The following is a 23,605-nucleotide window of genomic DNA, read 5'->3' on the forward strand; positions in this document are numbered from 1 at the left end:
GGTGAGGTGCTGGAACGGCCACCCTCCAGGGGCCCGCGCCGAGCCGGGTGAGGTGCTGGAACGGCCACCCTCCAGGGGCCCGCGCCGAGCCTGCGAGGCGTGGGGAGGAGGGTGGTCCTTTCTCAGTCGCCCTTGACGTTCACCAGCTGGCGCAGCGTGTGCCGCACCTCCACCAGGTCCTCGGCGTCGCGCATGACGACGTCGACCGGCTTGTAGGCCGCGGGGATCTCGTCGAGGAAGACGTCGCTGTGCCGCCACTCGATGCCGGTCATCGCCTCCTCCAGCTGGGCGCGGGTGAAGGTCCTGCGCGCCCTGGAGCGGGAGAACGCCCGCCCGGCACCGTGCGGTGACGACTCCAGCGAGAGCGGCTCGCCCTTGCCCGTGACCACGTAGCTCGCCGTCCCCATCGAGCCGGGGATGAGCCCGTCCTGCCCCCGCCTGGCCTGGATCGCCCCCTTGCGCGACACCCACAGCTCCACCCCGTCGTGCGTCTCGCGCCGGGTGAAGTTGTGATGGGCGTTGATCCGCTCGAGCTCCGGGGTCGCGTCGACGCGCATGTGCCGGGCCAGGCAGTCGGCGACCCGGTCCATCATCTCCTCGCGGTTCAGGAGCGCGAACTGCTGCGCCCACTGCAGCTCGGCCATGTAGCGGTCGAACTCGCGGGTGCCTTCGTCGAGCCAGGCGAGGTCGCGCTCGGGCAGGTCGAGCCGGTCGCGCTCCGCCCGCTTGCGCGCGACGGTGATGTGGTTCGAGGCGATGCGGTTGCCCACCCCGCGGCTGCCCGAGTGGAGGAACAGCCAGACCCGCCGCCGCTCGTCGGCGGTCACCTCGATGAAGTGGTTGCCCGACCCGAGACTGCCCAGCTGCAGCGGCCAGTTCGGCGACGTGGCGTCCACCGACTCCAGGACGCCGAGGCCTCCGGCGAGCTCGCGCAGCTCCTCGACCCGCTTCTCCGCGGTCGGCGTCAGCCGCTTGTTGTAGTGCCCGGCCGACAGCGGGACGGCGCGCTCGATGTCGCCGCGCAGCGGCGCGAGCGGTCCGCGGGCCCGGACCTCCTCGACCGTCCACGGCGTCCGGACGGCGATCATGCCGCAGCCGATGTCGACGCCGACGGCCGCCGGGATGATCGCCTCCAGCGTCGGCAGCACCGAGCCCACCGTCGCGCCCTTGCCCAGGTGCGCGTCGGGCATGAGGGCCACGTGCGGATGGACGATGTCCAGGGACGCCGTCCGCTCGGCCTGCCGGCGGGTCTCGTCATCGAGGATGCTGGCCCAGTTGAGCAGCTTGTCGCCGAGTCTCTCCACGGCTCGAGTCTGCGGTGCGCGCGGGCGACGCGGCCATGGGATATCAGCAGTGTCCCGTTTCCGCACTCGCGGCCGCACTGGCGGGGCGGGTGCTCAACCCAGCGAGCTCAGGCGCTCCAGCCACGGGTCGACGAGATCGCGCGCCGCGGTGTTCACGTAGGCGAAGGCGACGGCCGTGGCGAAGAACAGCGGCACCAGCACCGCCTTCTCCAGCGTCGCGCCGGTGCGCAGCGGGCTGAGCTTGAGCCGCGCGCGGCCGACGACCCAGAGCACGGGCACCGGGATGCCGTGGGAGGTCAGCGCGTCGCCGGCGATGTGCACGAGCACCCCGGTGGCCACCGCCCAGGGCAGCCAGAGCGGTCCGGCCAGGTGCTCGAGCAGCAGCCAGGCCCCGCCCCAGGACAGCAGCAGGTTGCCGATGACGGTGTTCTCCGCCCGCCCGGGGATGACGAAGTGCAGCGCCCGCAGGGCCAGCCCGATCGCCACCGCCATCAGCAGCAGGCTCGACCAGTACCACCCGGAGGCGAGCAGCGCGAGGAAGCCGAAGACCACGGGGGCGAGGACGGCGTCGTGCGTGCCCCACCGGTGGCCGCGGGCCACCGTGCCGACCACGCCGGAGGGGACGTCGGACAGCGGGCCCCACATCCGGGAGATCGTGGCCCCGCGCTGGTCGAGGTCGGGCAGCATCGCGAAGCCGCCCACCGCGGCCACCCATGCAACCTGTCCCACGGTTCCCTGGACGGGGGCCCACGGCAGCGTCACCGCGCCGGTCGCGAGCCCCGACAGCGCGTGGGAGTGACCGAGCATGCTCGAAGCGTGCAGCTCCACGGGCGGCCAGCGACGGAGGCGCGCGGGACGGACGCTTGCCCGGCGCCGGAACGGCGGGACGCGGCGTCACCGCACCGCGCCGCCGTGCGCCCGGGCCGCGGTGGTCAGTCGTCGAGGTCGGCGTCGGGATCCGCCCCGCCGCGGGCCAGCCAGGTGGCCAGCCGCTCGACGGGCACCTCGAAGTCGGGGTGCTGGTCGACGAAGGCCTGCAGCTGGTCGGCCAGCCAGGCGAGGGTGACCTCCTCCTCGCCCCGCCGGTCGGCGAGCTCCTCGATGCCGCGGTCGGTGAAGTACACCTCCCGAAACTACGACGCCCGACCGAGGCGTCAGCCGGCGAAGGCCTCCGCGACGAGCTCGCGCTGCTCCACCTCGTGCACCTTCGCCGAACCCACCGCGGGCGACGCCGACGCCTTGCGGCTGACCCGGCGCAGCGACCGGCCCTGCGGCAGATGCTCGGGCAGGTTGACCGCCATGAACTGCCAGGCGCCCATGTTGGCCGGTTCCTCCTGCACCCAGACCACGTCGGACGCGTCGGGGTAGCGCTCCAGCGTGGCACGGATCTGCTCGGCGGGCAGCGGGTAGAGCTGCTCGACGCGCACGACGGCCGTGTCGGCGCGGCCGTCGTTCTCGCGCTGCGCCATGAGGTCGTACGCCACCTTGCCGCTGCACAGCAGCACCCGGCGGACGGCGCCGTCGTCGAGCGGGTCGCCGCCGACACCGGGGTCGGGCAGCACGGGGCGGAAGCCCTCGTCGGTGAAGTCCGACACGGGGCTGACCGCCGCCTTCGCCCGCAGCAGCGACTTCGGCGTGAACACGACCAGCGGCCGGTGCACGTCGGACAGCGCCTGGCGGCGGAGCAGGTGGAAGTAGTTGCCCGGGGTCGAGCAGTTGGCCACCGTCATGTTGTTCTCGGCGCACAGCTGCAGGAACCGCTCGATCCGGCCGCTGGAGTGGTCCGGGCCCTGCCCCTCGAGCCCGTGGGGGAGCAGCAGGACGACGCCGGAGCGCTGCCCCCACTTCGCCTCGCCGGAGCTGATGAACTCGTCGATGACCATCTGGGCGCCGTCGACGAAGTCACCGAACTGGGCTTCCCAGAGCACGAGGGCCCTGGGGTTGGCGACCGAGTAGCCGTACTCGAAGCCCAGCGCGGCGTACTCGGAGAGCAGCGAGTCGTAGACGAAGAACTTCGCCTGCTCCTCGGCCAGGTGGGCCAGCGGCGTGTACTCCGCGCCGGTCCGCCGGTCGATGAGGACCGAGTGCCGCTGCACGAAGGTGCCGCGGCGGGAGTCCTGCCCGGCCAGCCGCACCGGGACGCCCTCCATGAGCAGCGACCCGAACGCGAGCAGCTCGCCCATCGCCCAGTCGACGTCGCCCTCGGTGACCATGGCCGCCCGCCGCTCGAGCAACCGCTGCAGCTTCGGGTGCGGCGTGAAGTCCGTCGGCATCGAGACGTGCGCGTCGCCGATGGCCTTGAGCACCTCCGGCGTGATCGCCGTCCGCACGGTCGACTGCTCGGCCGTGCGCGGGTCCATGACCGGCTCCGGCTTGGACTCCTCGCGCGCGTCGTGCGTCTCGGCGAAGGCCCGCTCGAGCTGCCCGCGGTAGTCCTTGAGCGCCTCCTCGGCCTCCTGCAGCGTGATGTCGCCGCGGCCGACCAGCGCCTCGGTGTACAGCTTCCGCACCGAGCGCTTGCGATCGATGATGTCGTACATCTGCGGCTGGGTCATCGACGGGTCGTCGCCCTCGTTGTGGCCGCGCCGGCGGTAGCAGACGAGGTCGATGACGACGTCCTTCCGGAACGCCTGCCGGTACTCGACCGCCAGCCGCGCGACCCGGACGCAGGCCTCGGGGTCGTCGCCGTTCACGTGGAAGATCGGCGCGTTGACCATGCGGGCCACGTCGGTCGAGTAGAGGCTCGACCGGGCCGCCGCCGGGCTCGTGGTGAACCCGACCTGGTTGTTGATGACGACGTGCACGGTGCCACCGGTGCGGTAGCCCCGCAGCTGGGAGAGGTTGAGCGTCTCGGCCACGACGCCCTGGCCGGCGAACGCCGAGTCGCCGTGGATCAGGACCGGCAGGACGGTGAAGCCTTCCTCGCCCTTGTCGATCATGTCCTGCTTGGCGCGGGTGATGCCCTCGAGGACCGGGTTCACCGTCTCCAGGTGGGAGGGGTTGCTGGCCAGCGAGACGTCGATCTCGGCGCCGTCCTTGAACGGGTTCTTGAAGACGCCCTCGGCGCCGAGGTGGTACTTGACGTCACCCGAGCCCTGCACCGTGCCGGGGTCGATGTTGCCCTCGAACTCGCCGAAGATCTTGGCGTAGCTCTTGCCGAGCACGTTCGCCAGCACGTTGAGCCGGCCGCGGTGGGCCATGCCGATCGCGACCTCGTCCAGGCCGTGGTCGGTGCCGGCGATGAGGACCTCGTCGAGGATCGGGATGACCGACTCGCCGCCCTCGAGGCTGAACCGCTTCTGGCCGACGTACTTGGTCTGCAGGAAGGTCTCGAACGCCTCGGCGGCGTTGAGCCGGCCGAGGATGTGCTTCTGCTTCTCGCGGTCGGGCTGCGCGGCCTTGACCTCGATCCGCCGCTGGAGCCACTGGCGCTCCTCGGGATCGGTGATGTGCATGTACTCCACACCGACGGTGCGGCAGTACGAGTTGCGCAGCACGCCGAGGATGTCGCGCAGCGGCATCAGCTGCTCGCCGGCGAACCCGCCGACGGGGAACTTGCGGTCGAGGTCCCACAGCGTCAGGTGGTGCTCGAGGATGTCGAGGTCGGGGTGGCTGCGGACCCGGTACTCGAGGGGGTCGGTGTCGGCCATCAGGTGGCCGTTGCGCCGGTAGGCCTCGATGACCTCGATGACCCGGGCTTCCTTGTCGATCTCCCCCTCGCGGCTGATCCGGACGTCGGGCATCCAGCGCACGGGCGCGTAGGGGATGCGCAGCGAGCGGAACACCTCGTCGTAGAAGCCGTCCTGGCCGAGCAGCAGGCCGTGGATCCGCCGGAGGAAGTCACCGGACTCCGCGCCCTGGATGATGCGGTGGTCGTAGGTCGAGGTGAGCGTGATGATCTTCGAGACGGCCATCTCGGTGAGCGTCTCGGGGTTCATCCCCTGGAACTCGGCCGGGTACTCCATCGCGCCGACACCGATGATCGCGCCCTGGCCGGCGGTCAGCCGCGGCACCGAGTGGTTGGTGCCGATGGTGCCCGGGTTGGTCAGGCTGATCGTGGTGCCGGAGAAGTCCTCGACGGTCAGCTTGCCGGTGCGGGCGCGGCGGATGATGTCCTCGTACGCCCCCCAGAACTGGGCGAAGTCCATCTCCTCCGCGGCCTTGATGCTCGCCACGACGAGCGACCGCGAGCCGTCGGCCTTGGGCAGGTCGATGGCGAGGCCGAAGTTCACGTGCTCCGGCGCGACCAGCGTCGGCTTCCCGTCGGCCTCGGCGTAGGCGTTGTTCATGTTCGGGAAGTCGTCGAGCGCCCGGACCAGCGCGTAGCCGATCAGGTGGGTGAACGACACCTTCCCGCCGCGGGCGCGGGCGAGGTGGTTGTTGATGACGATGCGGTTGTCGGCCAGCAGCTTGGCCGGCACCGCCCGCACGCTCGTGGCCGTCGGCACGGTCAGCGAGGCGTTCATGTTCTTGACGACGCTGGCGGCCGCACCGCGCAGCGGCGTCCGCTTCGGGCCCTCGCCCGAGTCGGCGGCCGGCTTTCGTCCCGGCTGCGCGGCCGGGCGGGGCCCCGCCGCGGACCGCGCGGCCTCACCCGGCGCAGGCGACGCCGTCCGCTCCGCCTTCTCGGAGGCCGGCGCGCCCTGCCGGCCGGCCTCCGCCGGCCGCTGCGCCGGCCCGGCGGACGGCTCGGCGTCGACCACCAGCCGCTCCGGGGCGGGCGTGGCGTAGTTGGTGCCGGTGCGCTGCGGCTGCCCGGCGGCGCCGTTGCCGGCGGTCGGGCGGCCGGTGGTGGCCAGCGGGTTGCCCGAGGGCGGGCCGGACGGCGAGGGCGGCTCGGCGGCGGGCGACGGGGCCGGGGACGCCGCCGCCCGATCGGCGCTCGCCGCGACCGGGCTGCCCGGCCGGTAATCGGCGAAGAACTCGTGCCAGGCCTGGTCGACGCTCGACGGATCGGCGAGGTACTGCTGGTACATCTCCTCGACCAACCACTCGTTGGTGCCGAAGCCGGACGCGGCGGAGGAGGACGGGGAGGACGGCCGGGAGGAGCTGGCGCTTGACACGGGGCGGGTGCCTTCTTCGTCTGTGGGCGTCTTCGTCTGGTGGCAGCTTCGTGGGTGGGCAGCTTCGTCGTGGGCGGCGCGGAACCGGGTGTCGAGTCTACGCCCGCCGACCTGGGCCGACGGACCCCGCGGCTGCGGCCCCCCGGAGGACACCGTCCGCGGGAGGTCGGTCAGTCGCTCGCACCCCGGGCGACGAGCAGCTCCGCCAGGGCGTCGTTGCCCGTGGCCCGACCTGCGTCGTCGCGGCGGGACCGGGCCGCGGCCACCCGGCTGATGTCCACGGCGCTCGCCCCGTCCGCCGTGGTCGCGTTGACGTCCGCCCCCGCGTCGAGCAGGGCGCGCACGACCTCGGGCGCGTCGCCGGACGGCCCGGCGGCGACCGCCGCGTGCAACGGCGACCGGCCGGTGTCGGGGTCGCGCCGGTCGACGTCGGCCCCGGCGGCGAGCAGCATCCGCACCACGTCCACGTGGCCCTGGCCGGCCGCGGCGTGCAGCGCGCCGCCGTCGGCGTCGGCACCCCGGTCGAGCAGCAGGCGGACCGCCTCGGCCGCGCCGCCGTACGCGGCCAGCGAGAGCAGGTCGACGCCGGTGACCGGGTCGGCCAGCGGGGCCCCGCCGTCGAGCTCGCGGACGAGCTGGTCGACGTCGTCGAGGTAGGCGGCGCTCGCGGCGTCGACGACCGCGCCGAGCTCCCGGAGCAACCCGACGAGGGTGGGCGCCTGCTCGAGAGCGACGTGCAGCGGGGTGCGGTCCCGCTCGGTGCGCGCCGCCAGGTCGCCACCGGCCTCGGCGAGCACGCGGACGACGTCGCCCCGGCCCTCCGCGACTGCGACGTGCACCGGCGTCCAGCCGCCCTGGCCGTCGCGCTCCACGGTCGCCTGCAGCAGGCGGGGGTCGTCGGTGACCGCCGTCCGTACGGCGTCGGCGTCACCGGCGGCGATGAGCCGGCCCAGCCGCTGGGCGGTCATGCGGATGGTCATGCGGGATCTCCGGTGTCCGGTGGGGGTCGTCGGGTCGGTGGCACGGCCGTCGGCTGCCCCGGCGTGCGGCGGACGCGGTCGGACCACGGGGATCGGGCGCGGACCGGCCCCGGAGCGTCAGACGACGTCGCGCCGGACGGCCAGCAGAGTGCCGAGCAGCGCGGCCACCAGACCGTAGCCGAGCAGCAGCAGCCCGCCCTGCCAGGGTGCCAGGAGATCGAGGTTCTCGGCCTGCAGGGTGGCCGTCAGTGCCTCCAGCCCGCCGCCCGGCAGCCACTTGTACGCCGGTGCGGTGACGGGGATGGAGCGGATGATCGGCTCGACCACGTACAGGTAGACCAGGCCCCCGACGATGGCGCCCACCTGGCTGCGCAGCAGCGCCCCCAGACCCACCCCGATGACGGCGTAGACCACCAGCGCCAGCCCGCTCGTTACGAGCACCCGCAGGTTGTCGCCGGACAGCGTCGGGGCGGCCCCCCGGGCGCCGGCGTGGACGGTCACCACCGCGACGTTCACCGCCAGCACCACCACCGCGAAGGGCACGGCCGCGAGCGCGTACCCGACCAGCTTCGCCGCGACGACGCGGCCGCGCGTCGGGGTGGTGAGGAACGTCGGGGTCGCCGTCCGGTGCCGGTACTCCTGCGTCATCCCGATGACGCCGAGGATCAGGAAGAGGACGACGACCTGCGAGGCGGTGGCCAAGGCCACCTGCTCGTACGCGGCCGTGCCGACGGGCGGCAGTCCGGCCTCCGGGTTGCCCGCGAAGGTCGTGAACAGCACGGCGAAACCGGTCACCAGCAGGCAGGCGCCGAGCAGCAGGCCCAGCCACACCCGGGTCGTGAACAGCTTGGTCCACTCGGCGCGCACCAGCGCGGTCATCGGCCGGCCTCCGCGGTCATGACGGTGTCCTCGTCGGTGGCGGCGAACTGCTCCTGCCCGGCGGTGAGGTGGAAGTAGAGCTCCTCGAGCCCGCTGGTCTCGGCCCGCAGCTCGTGCAGCTCGATGCCGGCCGCGAAGGCACGGGAGCCGACGGCGGCCGGCGTGGCCGCGGCGACGCTGAGCAGCCCGTCCGCGTGCTCGGTGGTCTCGTGCCCCTCGGTGCGCAGCATCTCGGCGAGGCGGCCGCTGTCGGGGCTGCGCACGAGCACGGTGCTCGCGCCCGCAGCTCCGGCGCGCAGCTCGGCAATCGACCCCTCGCGGACCAGCCGGCCGGCGCCGACGATCACCACCCGGTCGGCGGTCTGCTCCATCTCGGAGAGCAGGTGGCTGGAGACCAGGACGGTCCGCCCCTGGTCGTGGGCGAGGTGCCGGAGGAAGCCGCGCAGCCAGTGGATGCCCTCGGGGTCCAGGCCGTTGGCCGGCTCGTCGAGCACCAGCACCGACGGGTTCCCGAGCAGGGCGGTGGCCAGGGCCAGTCGCTGCCGCATGCCGAGGGAGTAGCCCCCGGCCTTCCGCCGTCCGGCGTCGGACAGGCCCACCTGCGCCAGCGCGTCGTCGGCGCGCGACACCGGGAGCGAGGCCGCCCGGCAGTACACGCGCAGGTGGTCACGGCCGGAGCGGGCGGGGTGGAACGCGGTCTCCAGCACCGCGCCCACCGTGCGCACCGGCTGCCGCAGGGATCGGTAGGTCGCGCCGTCGAAGGTCGCCGTCCCGGCGTCGGGCCGCTCGAGGCCGAGGACCATGCGCAGCGTCGTGGTCTTGCCGGCGCCGTTGGGCCCGAGGAATCCGGTGACCGAGCCCGGCTCGACGGTGAAGCTCAGGTCGGAGACGGCCCGCACCGGCCCGAAGGACTTGGTCAGCCCGCTCACCTCGACCCGCACGGGATCGACGGTCGCGGTGGTGTCGATGGGAATGGGACAGCTCCTCGTCGTCCGCCGCTCGCGTGCCCGCCCATCCTCCCGCACGACGCGCGTCGCGCTGCAGAACCGGGGAGGTGACAGGCCGGTGCACGGGGCGTGACCCCGGGCACAACGGGGGCCCGTCGGCTCGTACTGTTCGCCGCGATGCCGGACGACGGGATGCCGGACGACGGGCTGCCGGACGGCGCGGTGGCCGACGACCCCGCCCTCCGCCGGGAACGCGACGCCCGCGAGGCCGTCGAGCAGCTGCTGCTCGACGGCCCACGCCGCTACACCCGCCTGCAGGTGGCCGCGATGGCGGGCATGCCGCCGGCGCGCACGCAGCGGCTGTGGCGCGCGCTCGGCTTCCCCGACGCGGCCGACGACGACGTGGCCTTCACCGACGCCGACATCGCGGCGCTCGGCGTGCTGTCCGCGCTCATCGACTCCGGCTTCGTCGGCCCCGACACCGAGGCCACCATCGCCCGCGCGATGGGGCAGTCGCTGTCCCGGCTCGCCGACTGGCAGACCGACATGCTCGCCGACGTGCTGGCCCGCCGCGCCGCGGCGGGTGCCGGAACCGGCCGGCCGGACGGGGCCGTGGGGGTCGACCCGGCCGAGGCGGTGGACGCCGCCCGGACGCTGCTGCCCCTGCTGCGATCGGTCCAGGACTACGTGTGGCGTCGGCACCTCGTCGCCAACGCCGACCGGATGCTCGCCGTGGCCGGACCCGCCGACCGGCGGGAGCTGGCCGTCGGCTTCGTCGACCTGGTCGGTTACACCAGCCGCAGCCGGGGGATGGCCCGTCGCGAGCTGGGGGCGATGGTCGAGGACTTCGAGAGCACGGCGGCCGAGGTGATCGCCCGCCACGCGGGGCGGGTGGTCAAGACCGTCGGCGACGGGGTGCTCTACACCGTGGCGACGGCGGTCGACGCGGCCGAGATCGCCCTGGACCTCCCCCCGGCCTGGGACGCCCCGGACCGGCCGCCGCTGCGGGTGGGCGTCGCCTACGGGCCGGTCCTGACCCGGCTCGGGGACGTCTTCTCGCCGGTGGTCAACCTCGCCAGCCGGCTGACGTCGCTGGGCCGGCCGGGGGCGGTGCTCGCCGACCGCGAGCTGGCCCGGCGGTTGCGCCGACGGCCGGCCTACCGGGTGCGGCCGCTGCCGCCGGTACCGGTGCGCGGCTACGACTCGGTGCGTCCGTGGCAGGTCCGCCGCCGTCCGCCGGCCGAGGAGGACAACGCCTTCGAGCGCATGCTCGACGAGATCGCCGACGACGTCCTCGACGAGGAGGACGGGGATGACCGGCAGTGACAGCGAGCCGCCGTCGGCGCGGAGTGTGCCCCAGGTCACTGACGGCCGCTGCGGTGCGGCGGACGGTCGACCCCGGCGGCACCGCAGGGCGCGGTGCCCGGGAGGAGGTCGACCATGGACACGGTCCAGCGGAGCCGGTCGCACGCCGTCCGTGCCCGGCTCGTCACCGAGCTGCCCCGCGGGATCGTCGCCGGGCTGGTCGGCGGCCTCGCCTTCGGCGCGATCATGCTCGCCGGCGGCATGCTGCCGATGGTCGCCGCCCTCGTCGGGTCGTCGAGCGCCGTCGTCGGTGGTGTCGTGCACCTCGCCATCGCGGCGGGCATCGGGGCGGCCTTCGCCCTGCTCGTACCGGTCGGGCGGGTGCCGGCGCTGCTGGCGGCCGGGCTGGTCTACGGGGCGATCTGGTGGGTTCTCGGGCCGCTGGTCATCATGCCGGCCTGGCTCGGCGGGGAGCTCTTCGCCGTGGATGCCATGGCCGTGACCAGCCTGGTCGGCCACCTGGTCTTCGGTCTGGTCGCGGCGGCGGTGCTGGCCGGGCTGCGGCGCCGGCCGGCCCGGGCGTGAGCCGCCCGCAGCCGCTGCGGGTCGTGGTCTCGGCGGCGTGCCCCTCCTGCGCGCGCGCCCGGGCGCTCGTCGACGAGGTGCGCCGGCTGCGACCGGGCCGGCCGGTGGAGCTGGTCGACGTCGGCCGCGACGCCGACCGGTTCGCCGGTGGCCTCGTCGGCACCCCCACCTGGTTCCTCGGGAACCGGCTGCTGTTCCTCGGCAACCCCGACCTGGATCCCCTCCTGGCCACACTGGACGGGACGGCAGCGCAGCCGTGACCCGGAGCGCCGGGAGGGGGCCCACCGTGCGGGACGACCACTACTGCCTGTCCGAGGTCGCGCTGTTCCGCGACCTCTCCCGCCGCGAGATGGCCGCGCTGGCGGCGGCGGCGCCGATGCGCACCGTCGCGGCCGGGCAGGTCGTCTACGACCCGTCCCGGCCGGTCAGCGTCCTGTTCATCGTCAAGAGCGGCCGGCTGCGCCTGTACCGCGTGCTGCCGGACGGGCGGACGGTGACCACCGCCCTGCCGGGTCCGGGCGCCGTGTTCGGCGAGATGGGGCTGTTGGGCCTGCACATGGGCGGCACCTGGGCCGAGGCGCTGGAGGACGCCGTCCTGTGCCTGATGAGCCCGGCCGACGTCCGGAGCATGCTCCTGTCCGATCCCCGCATCGCCACCCGCATCGCCGAGCAGCTGGGTGCCCGGATCGCCGAGCTCGAGCAGCGGGTCGTCGACCTGGCGGGCAAGTCGGTGCTCGAGCGCACGGCGCACACGCTGTGCCTGCTCGCCGTGCGGACCGGGGCCGGTCGCGATCCCGAGCCGGTCCGGTTGACCCACGAGCAGCTCGCGGGTCTGGTCGGGGCCACGCGCGAGCGGACGACGGAGGCGCTGGGCGAGCTGGCCCACCGGGGGCTGGTGCGGTTGCAGCGCGCCCGGGTGCGGCTGCTCGACCCGCCCGGCCTGGCCGCGGTGGCCGACGGCGCCCGGCCGCCGCCGGAATGACAGCCTGTCCGGTGTGAGTGCCACCCTCGTCGCGCGCGGTCTCGCGGCCGCGCACGGCGCCCGTGTGCTGTTCTCCGGTCTCGACCTCGTCGTCGCCCCGGGTGACGTCGTCGGCCTGGTCGGGGTGAACGGCGCGGGCAAGTCGACGCTGCTGCGCACCCTCGCCGGGGAGCTGCCGCCCGGGGAGGGGTCGGTCGCGCTCAGCCCGCCGCACGCCACCGTCGGCTACCTGCCCCAGGAGGCCGAGCGGCGGCCCGGGGAGACGGTGCTGGCCGCGCTCGCCCGGCGGACGGGCGTCTCCGGCGCGCAGGCCGCCCTCGACGTGGCCACCGGGCAGCTGACCTCGGGCGCCACCGGCGCCGACGAGGCCTACGCCGACGCGCTGGAGCGCTGGCTGGCCCTCGGCGGTGCCGATCTGCAGGAGCGGGCCGCCGAGGTCGTCGCCGAGGTGGCGCCGGGTGTCGGGCTCGACGCACCGACGACGGGGCTCTCCGGTGGGCAGGCCGCCCGGGTGGGGCTGGCCGCGCTCCTGCTCTCGCGCTACGACGTGCTGCTGCTCGACGAGCCGACCAACGACCTGGACCTGCGCGGCCTCGACCAGCTGGAGCGGTTCGTGACCGGCGCGCGCTCCGGCGTGGTCGTGGTCAGCCACGACCGGGAGTTCCTCGCCCGGACCGTCGGCCGCGTGGTCGAGCTCGACCTGGCGCAGCAACTGGTGCGGGTGCACGACGGCGGCTACGAGGCCTACCTCGTCGAGCGGGAGGTGGCCCGGCGGCACGCCCGTGAGGAGTACGAGGAGTACGCCGAGACCAGGGCCGGGCTCGAGGCGCGGGCGCGGACGCAGCGGGCGTGGATGGACAAGGGGCTGCGCAACGCCGTCCGCAAGCAGAAGGACCCGGACAAGTTCATCAAGCACTTCAACCGGCAGACCTCGGAGAAGCAGGCCGCGAAGGCGCGGCAGACGGAGCGGCGCATCGAGCGGCTCGAGGCGGTCGAGGAGCCGCGCAAGGAGTGGGAGCTGCGGATGACGATCGCCGCGGCGCCGCGCGCCGGTGCCGTCGTCGCGACCCTGCGCGGCGCCGTCGTGCGCCGCGGCGGCTTCGCGCTCGGGCCCGTCGACCTCCAGGTCGACTGGGGTGACCGGGTCGCCATCACCGGCCCGAACGGGTCCGGGAAGTCGACGCTGCTCGCCGCGCTGCTCGGCCGGGTGCCCCTGGACGAGGGGGTCGCGTCGCTGGGCCCCTCGGTCCGCATCGGCGAGATCGACCAGGCCCGCGGCCGGTTCCTGGGGGAGGAGCCGCTGCTCGACGCGTTCGGCGCGGAGGTGCCCGACCGGCCGACGTCGGAGGTGCGCACCCTGCTGGCCAAGTTCGGGCTGGTGGCCGACCACGTGCTGCGTCCGGCGGTCACCCTCTCGCCCGGTGAGCGCACCCGCGCGGCGCTCGCCCTGCTGCAGGCGCGGGGGGTCAACGTGCTGGTGCTCGACGAGCCGACCAACCACCTCGACCTGCCGGCCATCGAGCAGCTGGAGCAGGCGCTGACCACCTACGAGGGCACCCTGCTGCTGGTCACGCACGACCGCCGGATGCTCGACGCGGTGCACACGACCCGGCGGCTCGCCCTCGACGGCGGCCGGGTCACCGAGGCCTGATCCCGCCGCGCGGCGGGAATGGCGGTCACCGCCGCGCGGGGCTGGTCAGCCGGTGTCCGCGTCGAGGGCGTCGGCCAGCCCGACGGTGTCCATGCCCGACCAGGTGTCCCCGACGTGGTGGGCCAGCACCATGAGGTCGCGCAGCTCCCCCCGGCGGTCGCGGATGTGGTCGCGCAGCAGCGCCTCGCCGGTGAAGCCGAGCGCGGTGAACAGCGCCAGAGCCGCCCCCTGCTCGGCCACCACCTCGACCACGAGCTTGGTGCGGCCGGCCTCGACCGCCTGCACCAGCGCGTGCCGGGCCAGCAGCCGGCCCAGGCCGGTGCCGCGCCGGTCCGGGGCGACGACCAGCCGGATCTCGGCGACGTGGTCCGACCAGCCGGGCAGCGGCCGCGCCGCGACGTAGCCCACGACCGCGCCGCCGGTCCCGCCCGCATCGCCGGCGTCCGGGCCGCCGGCGACGGCGATCCAGCGGTGCCCGGCGGCCGCCCACGTGCGGACGACGGCCGGGTCGGCGACGTCCTCCTCGATGAAGGTGCGGTCGCCCTCGGGCAGGGCGGTGAAGAAGCGCACCAGGGCGTCCTCGTGCCGCGGGGCGAGCGCGACGACCCGGACACCGTCCGGTGCACCCGCGGTGGTCGCTCCGCCGGCGGTCCCGGCTCCGGTCATACCCGTGCCCCCTCCCCGGCCGCCGCGGGGGCGCCCACCTCGTCGCAGCGCCGGCGGAGGAAGTCGATGATCGTCGGCACCGTCGTCCGGGCTGCCGTCCGCCCGACGACGAGGCCCATGTGTCCGGCGGGCAGCCGCAGCTCGTGCTTGTCGGCCGAGCCGACCAGGTCGACCAGCGGGGCGCTGGCGTCGGCCGGCACGATGTGGTCGCGGTCGGCGCGCACCGTGAGGAACGGGACGGTGATGTCCGACAGGTGCACCGGCCGACCGCCCAGCCGCAGCCGGTCGCGGACCATCGCGTTGTCGCGGACCAGCATCTCGACGGTCTGCTTCGCGGCCGCGCCGGGGAAGGGCACGTGGTCGTCGGACCAGCCGGTCATCGCCTGGTAGGCAGCCACGTACTCGTCGTTCCAGAGCCGCTCCCACAGCGTCACGTACCGGGTGACCTCCGCGGTGGGCGTGAGGGTCCGGAAACCCTGGACGACGACGGACGGCGGCACGTTGCCGTCCGCGTCGAGCACCCGGTCGACGTCCAGGCCGCCCTTGAGGAAGACGTCGGCCATCGGGCCCATGTGCCGGAAGTCGACCGGCGTCGCCAGCACGGTCAGGCTGCGCAGCGGCGAGCCGGGGTGGGCGGCGGCGTGCAGCAGCGCGAGGTTGCCGCCGAAGCAGTAGCCGAACAGGTTGACCTCGTCGGCGCCGGAGTCCTCCAGCACCCGGGCGATGCCGGCCGGCAGGTAGTCGTCGACGTAGTCCTCGAGGCGGTTCTGCGCGTCGCGCTCGTCGGGCTCGCCCCAGTCCAGCAGGTAGACGTCGAAGCCGGCGTCCAGCAGGTGCTCGACGAAGCTGTTGCCCGGCGTCAGGTCCAGGATGTAGCTGCGGCTGACCAGGCTGAACACGATGAGCAGCGGCGGTCGGTACCGCTTCGCCGGCGGCCCGCCCTCGCGCCGGTAGTGCCACAGCTGGCAGCGGCCACGCTCCCAGACGACGTCCTTCGGGGTGCACCCGACGCCGGGCCGGTCGACGCCGGCGACCAGCTTGATGCCGTTACGCGCCCGCAGGGCGTTGCGTTCGACGTCGCGCCGGACGCGGTCGAGGATCGTCTGCGGGCTCGGCACGCTGGGCACGGGGCTCCTCCGGTGCGGTGGGGTGCGCCGGGCGGGGCGGCGTGCGCCGGCGCTCGTTCTCGAGCTGCACGGTCAGGCGGCGGACCTCGCGGTCGAGGGCGCCGATCTGGGCGCGCAACCGCTCCACGTCGCTGCCGGCCGGCAGGTTGAGCAGGTGCCAGGCGCGCGCGCTGGTGTCGCGGGCGATATCGCGGACCAGCCGTTGCGTGCGCTGCACCAGGGCGGTCCCGACGGCGAAGGCCTCCGTGCGGACCACCTGCTCGGCCGGCGGCGTCACCCGCCTCTCCACGGCGTCGTACGCCTGCCGCCACAGCGGTGGATCGCCGGCCATCCGCGTCCTCCTCCGCTCGGGTCCGCGGCACGGCTGCTACCCGTCCGGTGCGTGATCTACCGCACGTCCCCGATACGGTGCCCGCGGCTGCCGGACCGGCCGGCGGAGAGGGAGGGTGGCGTGGCGGGCAGGACGATCCTCGACATGTTCCGGCTCGACGGCCGGGTGGCGATAGTGACCGGGGCGTCGTCCGGCCTGGGCGTCACCTTCGCCCGGGCGCTGGCCGAGGCCGGTGCCGACGTCGCGCTCGGGGCCCGGCGGGAGGACCGGATGGCCGCCACCCGCGAGGCGGTGGAGTCGGCCGGACGGCGGGCGATCACCGTGCGCACCGACGTCTCCGTGCCCGAGGACTGCCAGGCGCTGGTCGACGCCGCCATGGCCGAGTTCGGCCGGGTCGACGTCCTGGTCAACAACGCCGGGGTGGGCACCGCCGTGCCCGCGACCCGGGAGACTCCCGAGCAGTTCCGCGCGGTGATCGACGTCAACCTCAACGGCTGCTACTGGATGGCCCAGGCCTGCGGCCGGGTGATGCAGCCGGGCAGCTCGATCATCAACATCTCCAGCATCCTCGGCCTGACCACGGCGGGCCTGCCGCAGGCCGCCTACGCGGCCAGCAAGGCCGGGCTCATCGGGCTCACCCGCGACCTGGCCCAGCAGTGGACCGGCCGCAAGGGCATCCGCGTCAACGCGCTGGCGCCCGGCTTCTTCGCCTCCGAGATGACCGACCAGTACCCCGAGGGCTACCTCGACCGGCAGCTGGGGCGGGTGCTGGCCGGCCGGCCGGGCGATCCGACGGAGCTGGCCGCCGCCCTGGTGTTCCTGGCCAGCGACGCCGGCGGCTACGTCACCGGGACGACGCTGCCGGTCGAGGGCGGCCTGCTCACCAGCTGACGGCGGCGGCGGGCCCGGCGGTCAGAGCACCCAGGTGTCCTTGCCGCCGCCACCTTGCGAGGCGTTGACCACCAGGTCGCCCTCGGTCAGCGAGACCCGGGTCAGGCCGCCGGGCAGCACCGTCACGTCGCGGCCGTCGTGCACCGCGAAGGGCCGCAGGTCGACGTGCCGCGGCACGAGCTCGCCCTCGACCGCGGTCGGGTGCGTCGAGAGGGCCACCGGCTCCTGGGCGATCCACTCCCCGGGCTGCGCCTCCACGGCCGCCCGCGCCCGGGCGAGCTGCCCGTCGTCCGCGCGGGGGCCGATCAGCACGCCGTGGCCGCCGGAGCCGGACCGCGGCTTGAGCACCAGCTCGGGCAGCCTCGGCAGGGCCTCGGCCCGCTGCCGCGGGTCGCCGAGGTCGTAGCTGGGCACCGAGGGCAGCAGCGGCTCCTCGCCGCAGAAGAAGCGCACCAGGTCCTCGACGTAGGGGTAGGTGCGCTTGTCGTCGGCGACCCCGGTGCCGAAGGCGTTGACGACGGTCACCCTGCCGGCCCGCAGGGGCGCCAGCAGCAGCTCGCCGAGCTGGTTGAGCCGGCCGGCGTCGTCGTGCAGCCGCTCCTCGCTGGTCCGCCGCCAGAGCAGGTCGACCACCCGGCCGTCGGGCCGCACCAGCGCGTCCCCGCGCCGGGTCAGCTCCCCGGGCCGCACCGCCGGGGCCCCCACCAGCTCGGCCAGCCGGGCGACCTCCCAGCGGACGGCGTCCCGCCCGCCGTCGTCCAGCACCGCGACCCCGGCGTCGGCCGAGCCGGCGGCCGCCCGCAGCATCCGCCGCAGCGCCTCCTCGGCGGCCGGGCGCAGCGGCCGCGGCCCCGGCTCGACCCCGAGCAGCGGGGCGACCAGCTCGCGGGCGGCGAGGGCGTAGCCGAGCAGCGTCGGCGTCCGCACGTTGTCCTCGAGGACGACGAGGCGCCCGTCGGCACCGCGGACGACGTCCGGACCGGCCATGCCGATCCAGAACCGCGGCGGCGGGAGCGAGACGCCGTACCGGCCGAGCGCGTACCGGTTGGTGTCGAGCACCTCGGCCGGCACGACGCCGGCGCGCACCGCCTCCCGCGGCCCGTGCGCGTCGGCCACGAAGGCCTCCAGCGCGCGCACCCGCTGCGCGATGCCGGCGGCCAGCCCGTCCCACTCGGCGGCCGGGACCACCCGGGGCACCGGGTCGATGTGGAACGGGTGCTCCGACGGGCCCGACTCGTGGACCACGCCCCGCCGGGCGACCGACTCCTGCACCGCGGCGGCCAGCGCCGCCGGGCCGTACGCCCGGACGGCGGCGAGCGCGGCGGCCGCGGACGGCCGGTCCCGCCCGCCCGGGTCGAGCGCCTCGTCGAGGCCCGGGCCGACGGTCACGCCGCGGGCACCCGCGCGGACCGGGCGGCCGCCAGGGCCGCGCGGGCGACCCAGCGGCCCTGCCCGGGGTCGGTGACGTCGAAGCCGAAGGGGGCGTTGGCCTCCAGCGCGACCAGCCGGCCACCGGGCTCGACCAGCACGTCGACGCCCATCAGACCGCCGCCCAGGGCCGACACCATGCGGCAGGCCAGCTCGGCCATCTCCGGCGGGGCCGGGTGGACGCGGGGGTAGACGGTGCCGTGGGTGACCAGGTCGCCGGCCCCGCGGGACTTCTCGTAGGCGAGCGAGACGTCGGTGGGTGTGGCGAACAGCCGCACGCAGGCCGGCTCCTCGACCCACTCCTGCAGCAGCGCGGTACCGCGCCGCTCGCCGCCGTCCGCCTCGTCGGCCCGCCATGCCGCCTCGACGGCGCGCGCCCCGGCGAGGTCGTGCACCAGCGAGATGTAGCGGGCGCCGTCGCAGAACGAAGGCTTGAGCACCAGCGGCCGCCCGGGTGCCGGCCAGTCGGCGAGGCGGGCCAGGTCCCAGGAGGCCGGTTGCGGGATGCCGGCCGCGGCCCACACGGCGTGCGTCACGAGCTTGTCCGACGACGCCAGCAGCGAGGCGACCGGGTTGAGCAGCGGTACCCCGCAGGCCTCGAGCAGCGCGGCCACCTGCAGCGTCGGCGCGAAGGCGGCCACCTCCTCGACCAGCACGTGGGCGATCGCCAGGTCGTACCGCCCCACCGGCGGCCCGCCGATCGCCCACTCCGCGGGGATCCGCGCCAGCCGCTCGACCGCGCACCCCTCGGCCTCCAGCGCCTGCACCCAGGCCCCGGCGTAGCCGGTGGGCTCGTAGAAGTCCTCGTCGGTGACCACCAGCGCGACCCGCACGGCGATCCGACGTTCCCCGCCGCGCGCGGCGCCACACGTGCGCGCTCCGGCATCGCTACGGTCCCGCCGCATGACACGGGCCGCCCCGCTCCGCCCGGGTGCCCCGCCGGGCGTGCCGCCGTCCGCCGGTCCGGTGCCGGACGGCGCGGCGCCGCGGACGGCGGAGGAGCGACGCCGCCGGTACTCCGCCGACCTGCTCGGCGTGCTCCCGGTCAGCGGCCCCTTCGACGCGTGGCGCGCGGCGACCGGCGAGCTGGCGCCCGACTTCGCCCGGCTGCCCGCGCGCACGCAGCTGTGGTCGCCGGTGGAGGGCGTCGGCACGGCAGCGCGGTGGCCGGTGCGGCGGGCGGTGCTGCGGGCCCGGTGGCGACGCTGGCTGACCGGTCCGCTGCCCCCGCCGCCGCGACGCACGGCTGCCCGGGTGACCCCGGTCCGCGCCGCCGACGGGGTGGAGTGCCGGGAGCTCGTCGTCGGCGACGGGTGGCGGCTGCGCGCGCGGCTGCTGCTGCCGGCGCGGGCGCCCGGACCGCGCGCCGACGTCCCGGTGTACCTGCTGCAGTCGTCGCACGGCGGGTGGGCGCAGGCCGCGCTCGCCCGTGGCTGGGGCGCCTGCCTGGTGTCCGCCGCGGACGGCGACGACGACACCGAGCCGGTCGAGCGCGCCTTTCCCGGCGTCGTCGCCGGCCGGCTGGCCTGGCGGGCCTGGGCCCTGTCGCGGGTGCTCGACGTGCTGGTCGACCAGCCGGGGGTCGATGCCCGGCGGGTGCTGGTCGGCGGGCACAGCCGCAACGGCAAGACGGCGCTGCTCGCCGCGGCCTTCGACGACCGCTTCGCCGGCGTGGTCTCCAGTTCCAGCGGCGTGCTCGGCGCCATCCCCGCGCGGCTGTGCACCGACCGGCACTTCGGCGAGGGCGTCGAGCTGCTCACCCGCCACTACCCCGGCTGGTACCACCCCCGGCTGCGCTGGTTCAGCGGGCGCGAGCACCGGCTGCCCACCGACGCGCACGAGTTGCTGGCCCTCGCCGCCCCCCGGCCGGTGCTGGTGTCGGTGGCGGTCGAGGACCCGGTCGAGCGGGTGCCCGCGGCGCGCGCGGCGGTCGCCGCGGCGGGGGAGGCCTACGCCCTCCTGGGCGCCCCGGACGTGCTGACCCTGGCGCTGCGGCCCGGGGGGCACCGGGCCGACGAGGCCGCGGTGGAAGCGCAGCTGGACTGGGCGTCGTCCGTGCTCGGCCGCGCGCGCCGCCGTCCGGCCGCCCCGGCACCCCGGCGCGCCGCGGACGGCGGGCCGCGCGCCGTGCGCTGGCCCGCCGAGCCGCCGCGGCCGGATGCCGCGCCGGTCCGCGGTCCCGCCCTGCACGACGCGATCCGGGCCGCGCTCGGCACCGTGCCCGCACCGCACCCGCTGGCGGTCGTCGACGGGTCCGGCCTGCGTACCGCCACCGGCGTCCCGGTCACGCTGCTGCGCCCCGACGCGGCGTCGGGCGGGCGCGGCGTGGTCCTGTGGCTGGGGGCGCCGTGCGCGGCGACGGGCTGGCGGGCCGGGTACGAGCAGGCCGAGCCGCTGCCCGAGCAGCTCGCCGCGGCCGGCTGGGTCGTCGTCTGCCACGAGCCGGTGGCGACCGGTTCCCGCCACGCCGAGCGTCCGCCGCGGGGCAGCTCGCCGCTGGCGGTGATGACCGCCGACGCCGCCGCGGTCGCGCGGGTGGCCCTGGAGGCCACCGGGCAGGACCGCCTCTGGGTGGCCGCCTACGGCACGGGGGCGCTGGTGGGGCTGCACCTGGCGGCGCTGGCCGCCGTCCCGCTGGCCGGGGCGGTGCTGGCCGCGCCGAGCTGCGGGGAGCCGCTGCTCCGCGCCCGCCCGGCCTACGGCCTGGCCGATCTGCTGGCGGCGCTGGACGGCGTCCCGTCGGTCGTGCTGGACCCGGCCTGGGACCCGGAGTCACCCCCGGGCGCGGTCGCCGCCGCCTGCCGCGCGGCCGGCGTGGAGCGCCGGGAGCTGCCCGACTGGCACCGGCTCAGCGGGGAGACCCGGCGGGTGGTGGTCGACTGGCTGGGTACCGCGTCCGCGCCGGTGTGACGGGCGTCCGCGCCGGCGTGACCGCGTCCGTCAGGGGCGGGACGCCGGCTCGGCGCGGGTGAGCGCCACGACGCGCTCGGCGGCCGGGTCCGGTTCGGGCAGCGCCGCCGCGCCGCCCTGCCGGAGCGGCCGCGGACGGCGGGGCTGGCGCGAGCCGCTGCCCCCGCCGCGGTGCGGGTAGACCAGCACCCCGGCGACCGGGTCGGGTGCCGCGTCGAGCGCGGCGCGCAGCGCGGCGGCCTCCCGGAAGCCGTCGCGGGCCCGCTCGTCGGCGAAGCAGAACTCGAGCACCACGCCCCAGCGGTGCTCGTGGTCGTCCCAGTAGCAGGCACCGGAGGTCACCGCCGCCTCGACGAGCCAGTCGTGCCAGGCACGGGCCCATGCAGCGGCGCTCGCCGTCCCGTCGAAGACCTCGACCGTGAGCCAGTGCACAGTGCTGCGGACGCTAGGTGCCCGGGCGGCACGGCCGACAGGGCCGGAGGACCCTGCAGCCCGCCGGGGACCGTGCCGCCCGAGGGGTGGTCAGAGGCAGGGGTGCCAGCGACCTCCCTCCTCGGTCATCGGCAGGACCGTCCGGTCCGGCAGGCCGACCTCGGTCGTGAAGGTGATCTCGACCCGGGCCGTCGTGTCCCCGTTGACCGTGCTCACGTCGACCCCGTCGATGCGGTAGCCGGTCAGCGGCGGTGCGCCGTGCTGCGCGGCGAGGTCCGCGGCCGAGACGGCCGCCCGGTTGCTCGCGCAGAGGAGGGCGTGGGCGTCCTGCCAGCGCTGTTCGACCAGAGCCGACGCGTAGACGTCCGCGGCTCGCGTCACGGGTCCCAGCGAGCCGGCCACGCCGCCGACGAGGACCCAGACGGCGACGCCGCAGCCGCCGAGGGCAGCGAGCACGGCGAGCGGCAGACCGATGGTGAGCCAGCGGGACCGGCGTCGCCGTGGGGGCACGGACCCGGCCGCCGCGGACGCCGGCGGGTAGGGCGGGGGCCGCTGCTCCCACTGCCCGGGAGACGACGGCGCGCCCGGCTCGCGTGCCGGTGGCTGGTCCTGAGCGCCCACCTCGTCGCACCCCTTCCGTCGGTCTGCCGGTCCTCGACGGCCGGTCGTGGCCGCGGTCGCCGGGGTGCTGCAGTACGTGTCCGGTCGACCGCAGTCCACGGCCCTGGACGGGGAGATTCACCTGGACGGAGGACGGGGCGTCGGTCACGCCTCCGACGTCGTCCCGAGCCGCTTCGGTTGCGAGGCCGGCGCTGCGGTGCCGCGGGCATGGAGCGCCGGCCGGTGGTTGCCTAGCGTCGCTTCATGACGTTCCGCATCTCCGAGCTCACCAGCCTCGATCCGGACGCCGTGCTCGACGACCTCGAGCCGCTGCGCGAGGTGATCGGTTCCGCCCGGGTGGTCGCCGTCGGCGAGAACGCGCATTTCATCAGCGAGTTCGCCCGCCTTCGGCACCGCATCCTGCGGTTCCTGGTCGAGCGGTGCGGGTTCACCGTGCTCGCCCACGAGTCCGGCTTCAGCGAGGGCTTCGCGCTCGACGGATGGGTGCAGGGGGAGCGGCGGGACGACGAGCTGCCCGAGCTCGCCGAGGAGTGCATCGCCTCGGGCCTGGCCCGGCCGGCCGCGGTGCGGGAGATGTTCCGGTGGCTCCGCGCGCGCAACGCCCCGGGCGTCCCCCCGGTCCGCTTCGCCGGCATCGACGTCCCCGGCGCGGCCGGCTCGCTGCTCCCGTCGCTGCACCCGCTCGCCCCCTACCTGGACTCGGTGGACCCCGCCGCCCGACGGCTGCTGGATCCCGCCGTCGACATCGCCACGGGCATCGCCGGCACGACGCAGGCGGCGTCGGCGCCCGGCTACCTGGCGATGGACGCGGCCCGGCAGGACGCCCTGACCGCCGAGCTCAGCCGGCTCGCCGACCGCTTCGACGCGCTCGCACCGACCTACCTCGATGCCGGCGGCAGGGCCGCCTACGACCTCGCCCGCTGGCGGCTGGAGGGTGCGCGCGCCGCCGACCACCAGCTCCGCGGGATCGCCGGCGCCTTCGCCGGCACCGCCCTGCCGGCGGCCGCCACCTCGCGCGAGCGGTACATGGCCGCGACCGTCGGCTGGTGGCTCGACCGCCTCGACCCGGGGGAGCGCGTCGTCCTCATGGCGCACAACGCGCACATCCAGCGCACCCCGGTCGTGTACGGCGGTGAGCTGCAGGTGCTGCCCCTGGGGCAGCACCTGGACCGGGTGCTCGGGAACGACTACGCGGTGGTCGGGCTGACCAGCGGCGGCGGCCGGACGGCCGCTCTGCATCCCGACGCCGAGGCCGGCCCGTACGGCTTCCGCATCCAGGACACCGCGCTGGACCCACCGGAGCCCGGCAGCATCGAGGCCGCCCTCGCCGAGGCCGGCGCCGGCCTGGGCATCGCCGACCTGCGTGCCGCCCGCGGCGACGGCGCCGGACCGGACCGCATCCGGCTGGACTCCGACTACCTCGCCACCCCGGTTGTCGACGCCTTCGACGCCGTCGTCCACGTCCCCGAGTCCCACGTGGCGGTCGATCTCGGCTTCTGAACT

At 75.7% G+C, this 23,605-nt stretch carries 22 protein-coding genes; 8 read left to right on the forward strand and 14 right to left on the reverse strand.

Translation table 11 applies throughout. The annotated features are described in order from the left end of the window. Positions 1–122: 122 nt before the first annotated feature. The 7 genes from OF117_RS05065 to OF117_RS05095 all read right to left on the reverse strand — a co-directional run bounded on the left by OF117_RS05065 (position 123) and on the right by OF117_RS05095 (position 9,167). Positions 123–1,304 carry an RtcB family protein gene (locus OF117_RS05065; protein ID WP_263551713.1) on the reverse strand — a complete coding sequence of 394 codons (1,182 nt, stop codon included), beginning with the start codon at positions 1,302–1,304 and terminating at the stop codon, positions 123–125. A 93-nt stretch (positions 1,305–1,397) separates the two neighbouring features. Then, positions 1,398–2,111: a metal-dependent hydrolase gene (locus tag OF117_RS05070; RefSeq protein ID WP_263551714.1), complete on the reverse strand. Its 714-nt coding sequence runs from the start codon at positions 2,109–2,111 to the stop codon at positions 1,398–1,400. 125 nt (positions 2,112–2,236) lie between these two features. After that, positions 2,237–2,428, reverse strand: a complete 192-nt coding sequence (locus OF117_RS05075; RefSeq protein WP_263551715.1) for a DUF6104 family protein — start codon at positions 2,426–2,428, stop codon at positions 2,237–2,239. 30 nt (positions 2,429–2,458) lie between these two features. Beyond that, positions 2,459–6,367 carry a multifunctional oxoglutarate decarboxylase/oxoglutarate dehydrogenase thiamine pyrophosphate-binding subunit/dihydrolipoyllysine-residue succinyltransferase subunit gene (locus tag OF117_RS05080; protein ID WP_263551716.1) on the reverse strand — a complete coding sequence of 1,303 codons (3,909 nt, stop codon included), beginning with the start codon at positions 6,365–6,367 and terminating at the stop codon, positions 2,459–2,461. Positions 6,368–6,537: 170 nt separating this feature from the next. Beyond that, the gene (locus OF117_RS05085) at positions 6,538–7,347 is read right to left on the reverse strand and encodes an ankyrin repeat domain-containing protein (protein WP_263551717.1); all 810 of its coding nucleotides are present in this window, start codon (positions 7,345–7,347) and stop codon (positions 6,538–6,540) included. A gap of 117 nt (positions 7,348–7,464) precedes the next feature. Then, positions 7,465–8,226 (reverse strand): ABC transporter permease, encoded by a 762-nt coding sequence (locus OF117_RS05090; RefSeq protein ID WP_263551718.1) that lies wholly within the window; start codon positions 8,224–8,226, stop codon positions 7,465–7,467. After that, the gene (locus tag OF117_RS05095; protein ID WP_263551719.1) at positions 8,223–9,167 is read right to left on the reverse strand and encodes an ABC transporter ATP-binding protein; all 945 of its coding nucleotides are present in this window, start codon (positions 9,165–9,167) and stop codon (positions 8,223–8,225) included. Before OF117_RS05095 ends, OF117_RS05090 begins: the two co-directional genes overlap by 4 nt. Positions 9,168–9,350: 183 nt before the next feature. On the opposite strand from OF117_RS05095, the gene OF117_RS05100 reads away from it, so the two are divergent. The 5 genes from OF117_RS05100 (at position 9,351) to OF117_RS05120 (ending at position 13,696) form a co-directional block, all read left to right on the forward strand. Further along, positions 9,351–10,499 (forward strand): adenylate/guanylate cyclase domain-containing protein, encoded by a 1,149-nt coding sequence (locus OF117_RS05100; protein ID WP_263551720.1) that lies wholly within the window; start codon positions 9,351–9,353, stop codon positions 10,497–10,499. A gap of 114 nt (positions 10,500–10,613) precedes the next feature. Then, positions 10,614–11,063 carry a hypothetical protein gene (locus tag OF117_RS05105; protein ID WP_263551721.1) on the forward strand — a complete coding sequence of 150 codons (450 nt, stop codon included), beginning with the start codon at positions 10,614–10,616 and terminating at the stop codon, positions 11,061–11,063. Further along, positions 11,060–11,323: a hypothetical protein gene (locus OF117_RS05110; protein ID WP_263551722.1), complete on the forward strand. Its 264-nt coding sequence runs from the start codon at positions 11,060–11,062 to the stop codon at positions 11,321–11,323. The genes OF117_RS05105 and OF117_RS05110 overlap by 4 nt, the downstream gene beginning before the upstream one ends. 26 nt (positions 11,324–11,349) lie before the next feature. Further along, positions 11,350–12,045 carry a Crp/Fnr family transcriptional regulator gene (locus OF117_RS05115; RefSeq protein WP_263551723.1) on the forward strand — a complete coding sequence of 232 codons (696 nt, stop codon included), beginning with the start codon at positions 11,350–11,352 and terminating at the stop codon, positions 12,043–12,045. Between the two features lie 13 nt (positions 12,046–12,058). After that, positions 12,059–13,696 (forward strand): ABC-F family ATP-binding cassette domain-containing protein, encoded by a 1,638-nt coding sequence (locus tag OF117_RS05120; RefSeq protein WP_263551724.1) that lies wholly within the window; start codon positions 12,059–12,061, stop codon positions 13,694–13,696. 45 nt (positions 13,697–13,741) lie between these two features. On the opposite strand, the gene OF117_RS05125 is transcribed toward OF117_RS05120, so the two are convergent. From OF117_RS05125 to OF117_RS05135, 3 genes are read right to left on the reverse strand one after another with little or no spacing between them, the layout of a single operon-like run. After that, positions 13,742–14,362, reverse strand: coding sequence for a GNAT family N-acetyltransferase (locus tag OF117_RS05125; protein WP_263551725.1), 621 nt, complete (start codon positions 14,360–14,362; stop codon positions 13,742–13,744). After that, on the reverse strand, positions 14,359–15,489 hold the full coding sequence (locus OF117_RS05130; protein WP_263551726.1) for an alpha/beta fold hydrolase: 1,131 nt from the start codon (positions 15,487–15,489) through the stop codon (positions 14,359–14,361). Before OF117_RS05130 ends, OF117_RS05125 begins: the two co-directional genes overlap by 4 nt. Continuing rightward, positions 15,410–15,820 (reverse strand): hypothetical protein, encoded by a 411-nt coding sequence (locus OF117_RS05135; protein WP_263551727.1) that lies wholly within the window; start codon positions 15,818–15,820, stop codon positions 15,410–15,412. The genes OF117_RS05130 and OF117_RS05135 overlap by 80 nt, the downstream gene beginning before the upstream one ends. A 120-nt stretch (positions 15,821–15,940) precedes the next feature. On the opposite strand from OF117_RS05135, the gene OF117_RS05140 reads away from it, so the two are divergent. Next, a complete protein-coding gene (locus OF117_RS05140; protein WP_263551728.1) occupies positions 15,941–16,711 on the forward strand; it encodes an SDR family NAD(P)-dependent oxidoreductase in 771 nt (256 codons plus the stop codon). Positions 16,712–16,732: 21 nt separating this feature from the next. Here OF117_RS05140 and OF117_RS05145 read toward each other — a convergent pair whose 3' ends face one another. Together OF117_RS05145 and OF117_RS05150 are read right to left on the reverse strand one after the other, a co-directional pair. Next, the gene (locus OF117_RS05145; RefSeq protein WP_263551729.1) at positions 16,733–18,100 is read right to left on the reverse strand and encodes a circularly permuted type 2 ATP-grasp protein; all 1,368 of its coding nucleotides are present in this window, start codon (positions 18,098–18,100) and stop codon (positions 16,733–16,735) included. After that, positions 18,097–18,972 carry a RimK family alpha-L-glutamate ligase gene (locus OF117_RS05150; protein ID WP_263551730.1) on the reverse strand — a complete coding sequence of 292 codons (876 nt, stop codon included), beginning with the start codon at positions 18,970–18,972 and terminating at the stop codon, positions 18,097–18,099. Before OF117_RS05150 ends, OF117_RS05145 begins: the two co-directional genes overlap by 4 nt. Before the next feature lie 70 nt (positions 18,973–19,042). On the opposite strand from OF117_RS05150, the gene OF117_RS05155 reads away from it, so the two are divergent. Further along, positions 19,043–21,049: a hypothetical protein gene (locus OF117_RS05155; protein WP_263551731.1), complete on the forward strand. Its 2,007-nt coding sequence runs from the start codon at positions 19,043–19,045 to the stop codon at positions 21,047–21,049. Between the two features lie 30 nt (positions 21,050–21,079). Here OF117_RS05155 and OF117_RS05160 read toward each other — a convergent pair whose 3' ends face one another. Further along, positions 21,080–21,481 (reverse strand): hypothetical protein, encoded by a 402-nt coding sequence (locus tag OF117_RS05160; protein WP_263551732.1) that lies wholly within the window; start codon positions 21,479–21,481, stop codon positions 21,080–21,082. Positions 21,482–21,571: 90 nt separating this feature from the next. Beyond that, complete coding sequence (locus OF117_RS05165) at positions 21,572–22,102, reverse strand: hypothetical protein (protein ID WP_263551733.1); 531 nt, start codon at positions 22,100–22,102, stop codon at positions 21,572–21,574. A 243-nt stretch (positions 22,103–22,345) separates the two neighbouring features. On the opposite strand from OF117_RS05165, the gene OF117_RS05170 reads away from it, so the two are divergent. Beyond that, positions 22,346–23,602, forward strand: coding sequence for an erythromycin esterase family protein (locus tag OF117_RS05170; protein ID WP_263551734.1), 1,257 nt, complete (start codon positions 22,346–22,348; stop codon positions 23,600–23,602). Positions 23,603–23,605: the final 3 nt, after the last annotated feature.

Origin of the sequence: Geodermatophilus sp. YIM 151500, from assembly GCF_025716945.1 — a bacterium.
GTDB lineage: Bacteria > Actinomycetota > Actinomycetes > Mycobacteriales > Geodermatophilaceae > YIM-151500.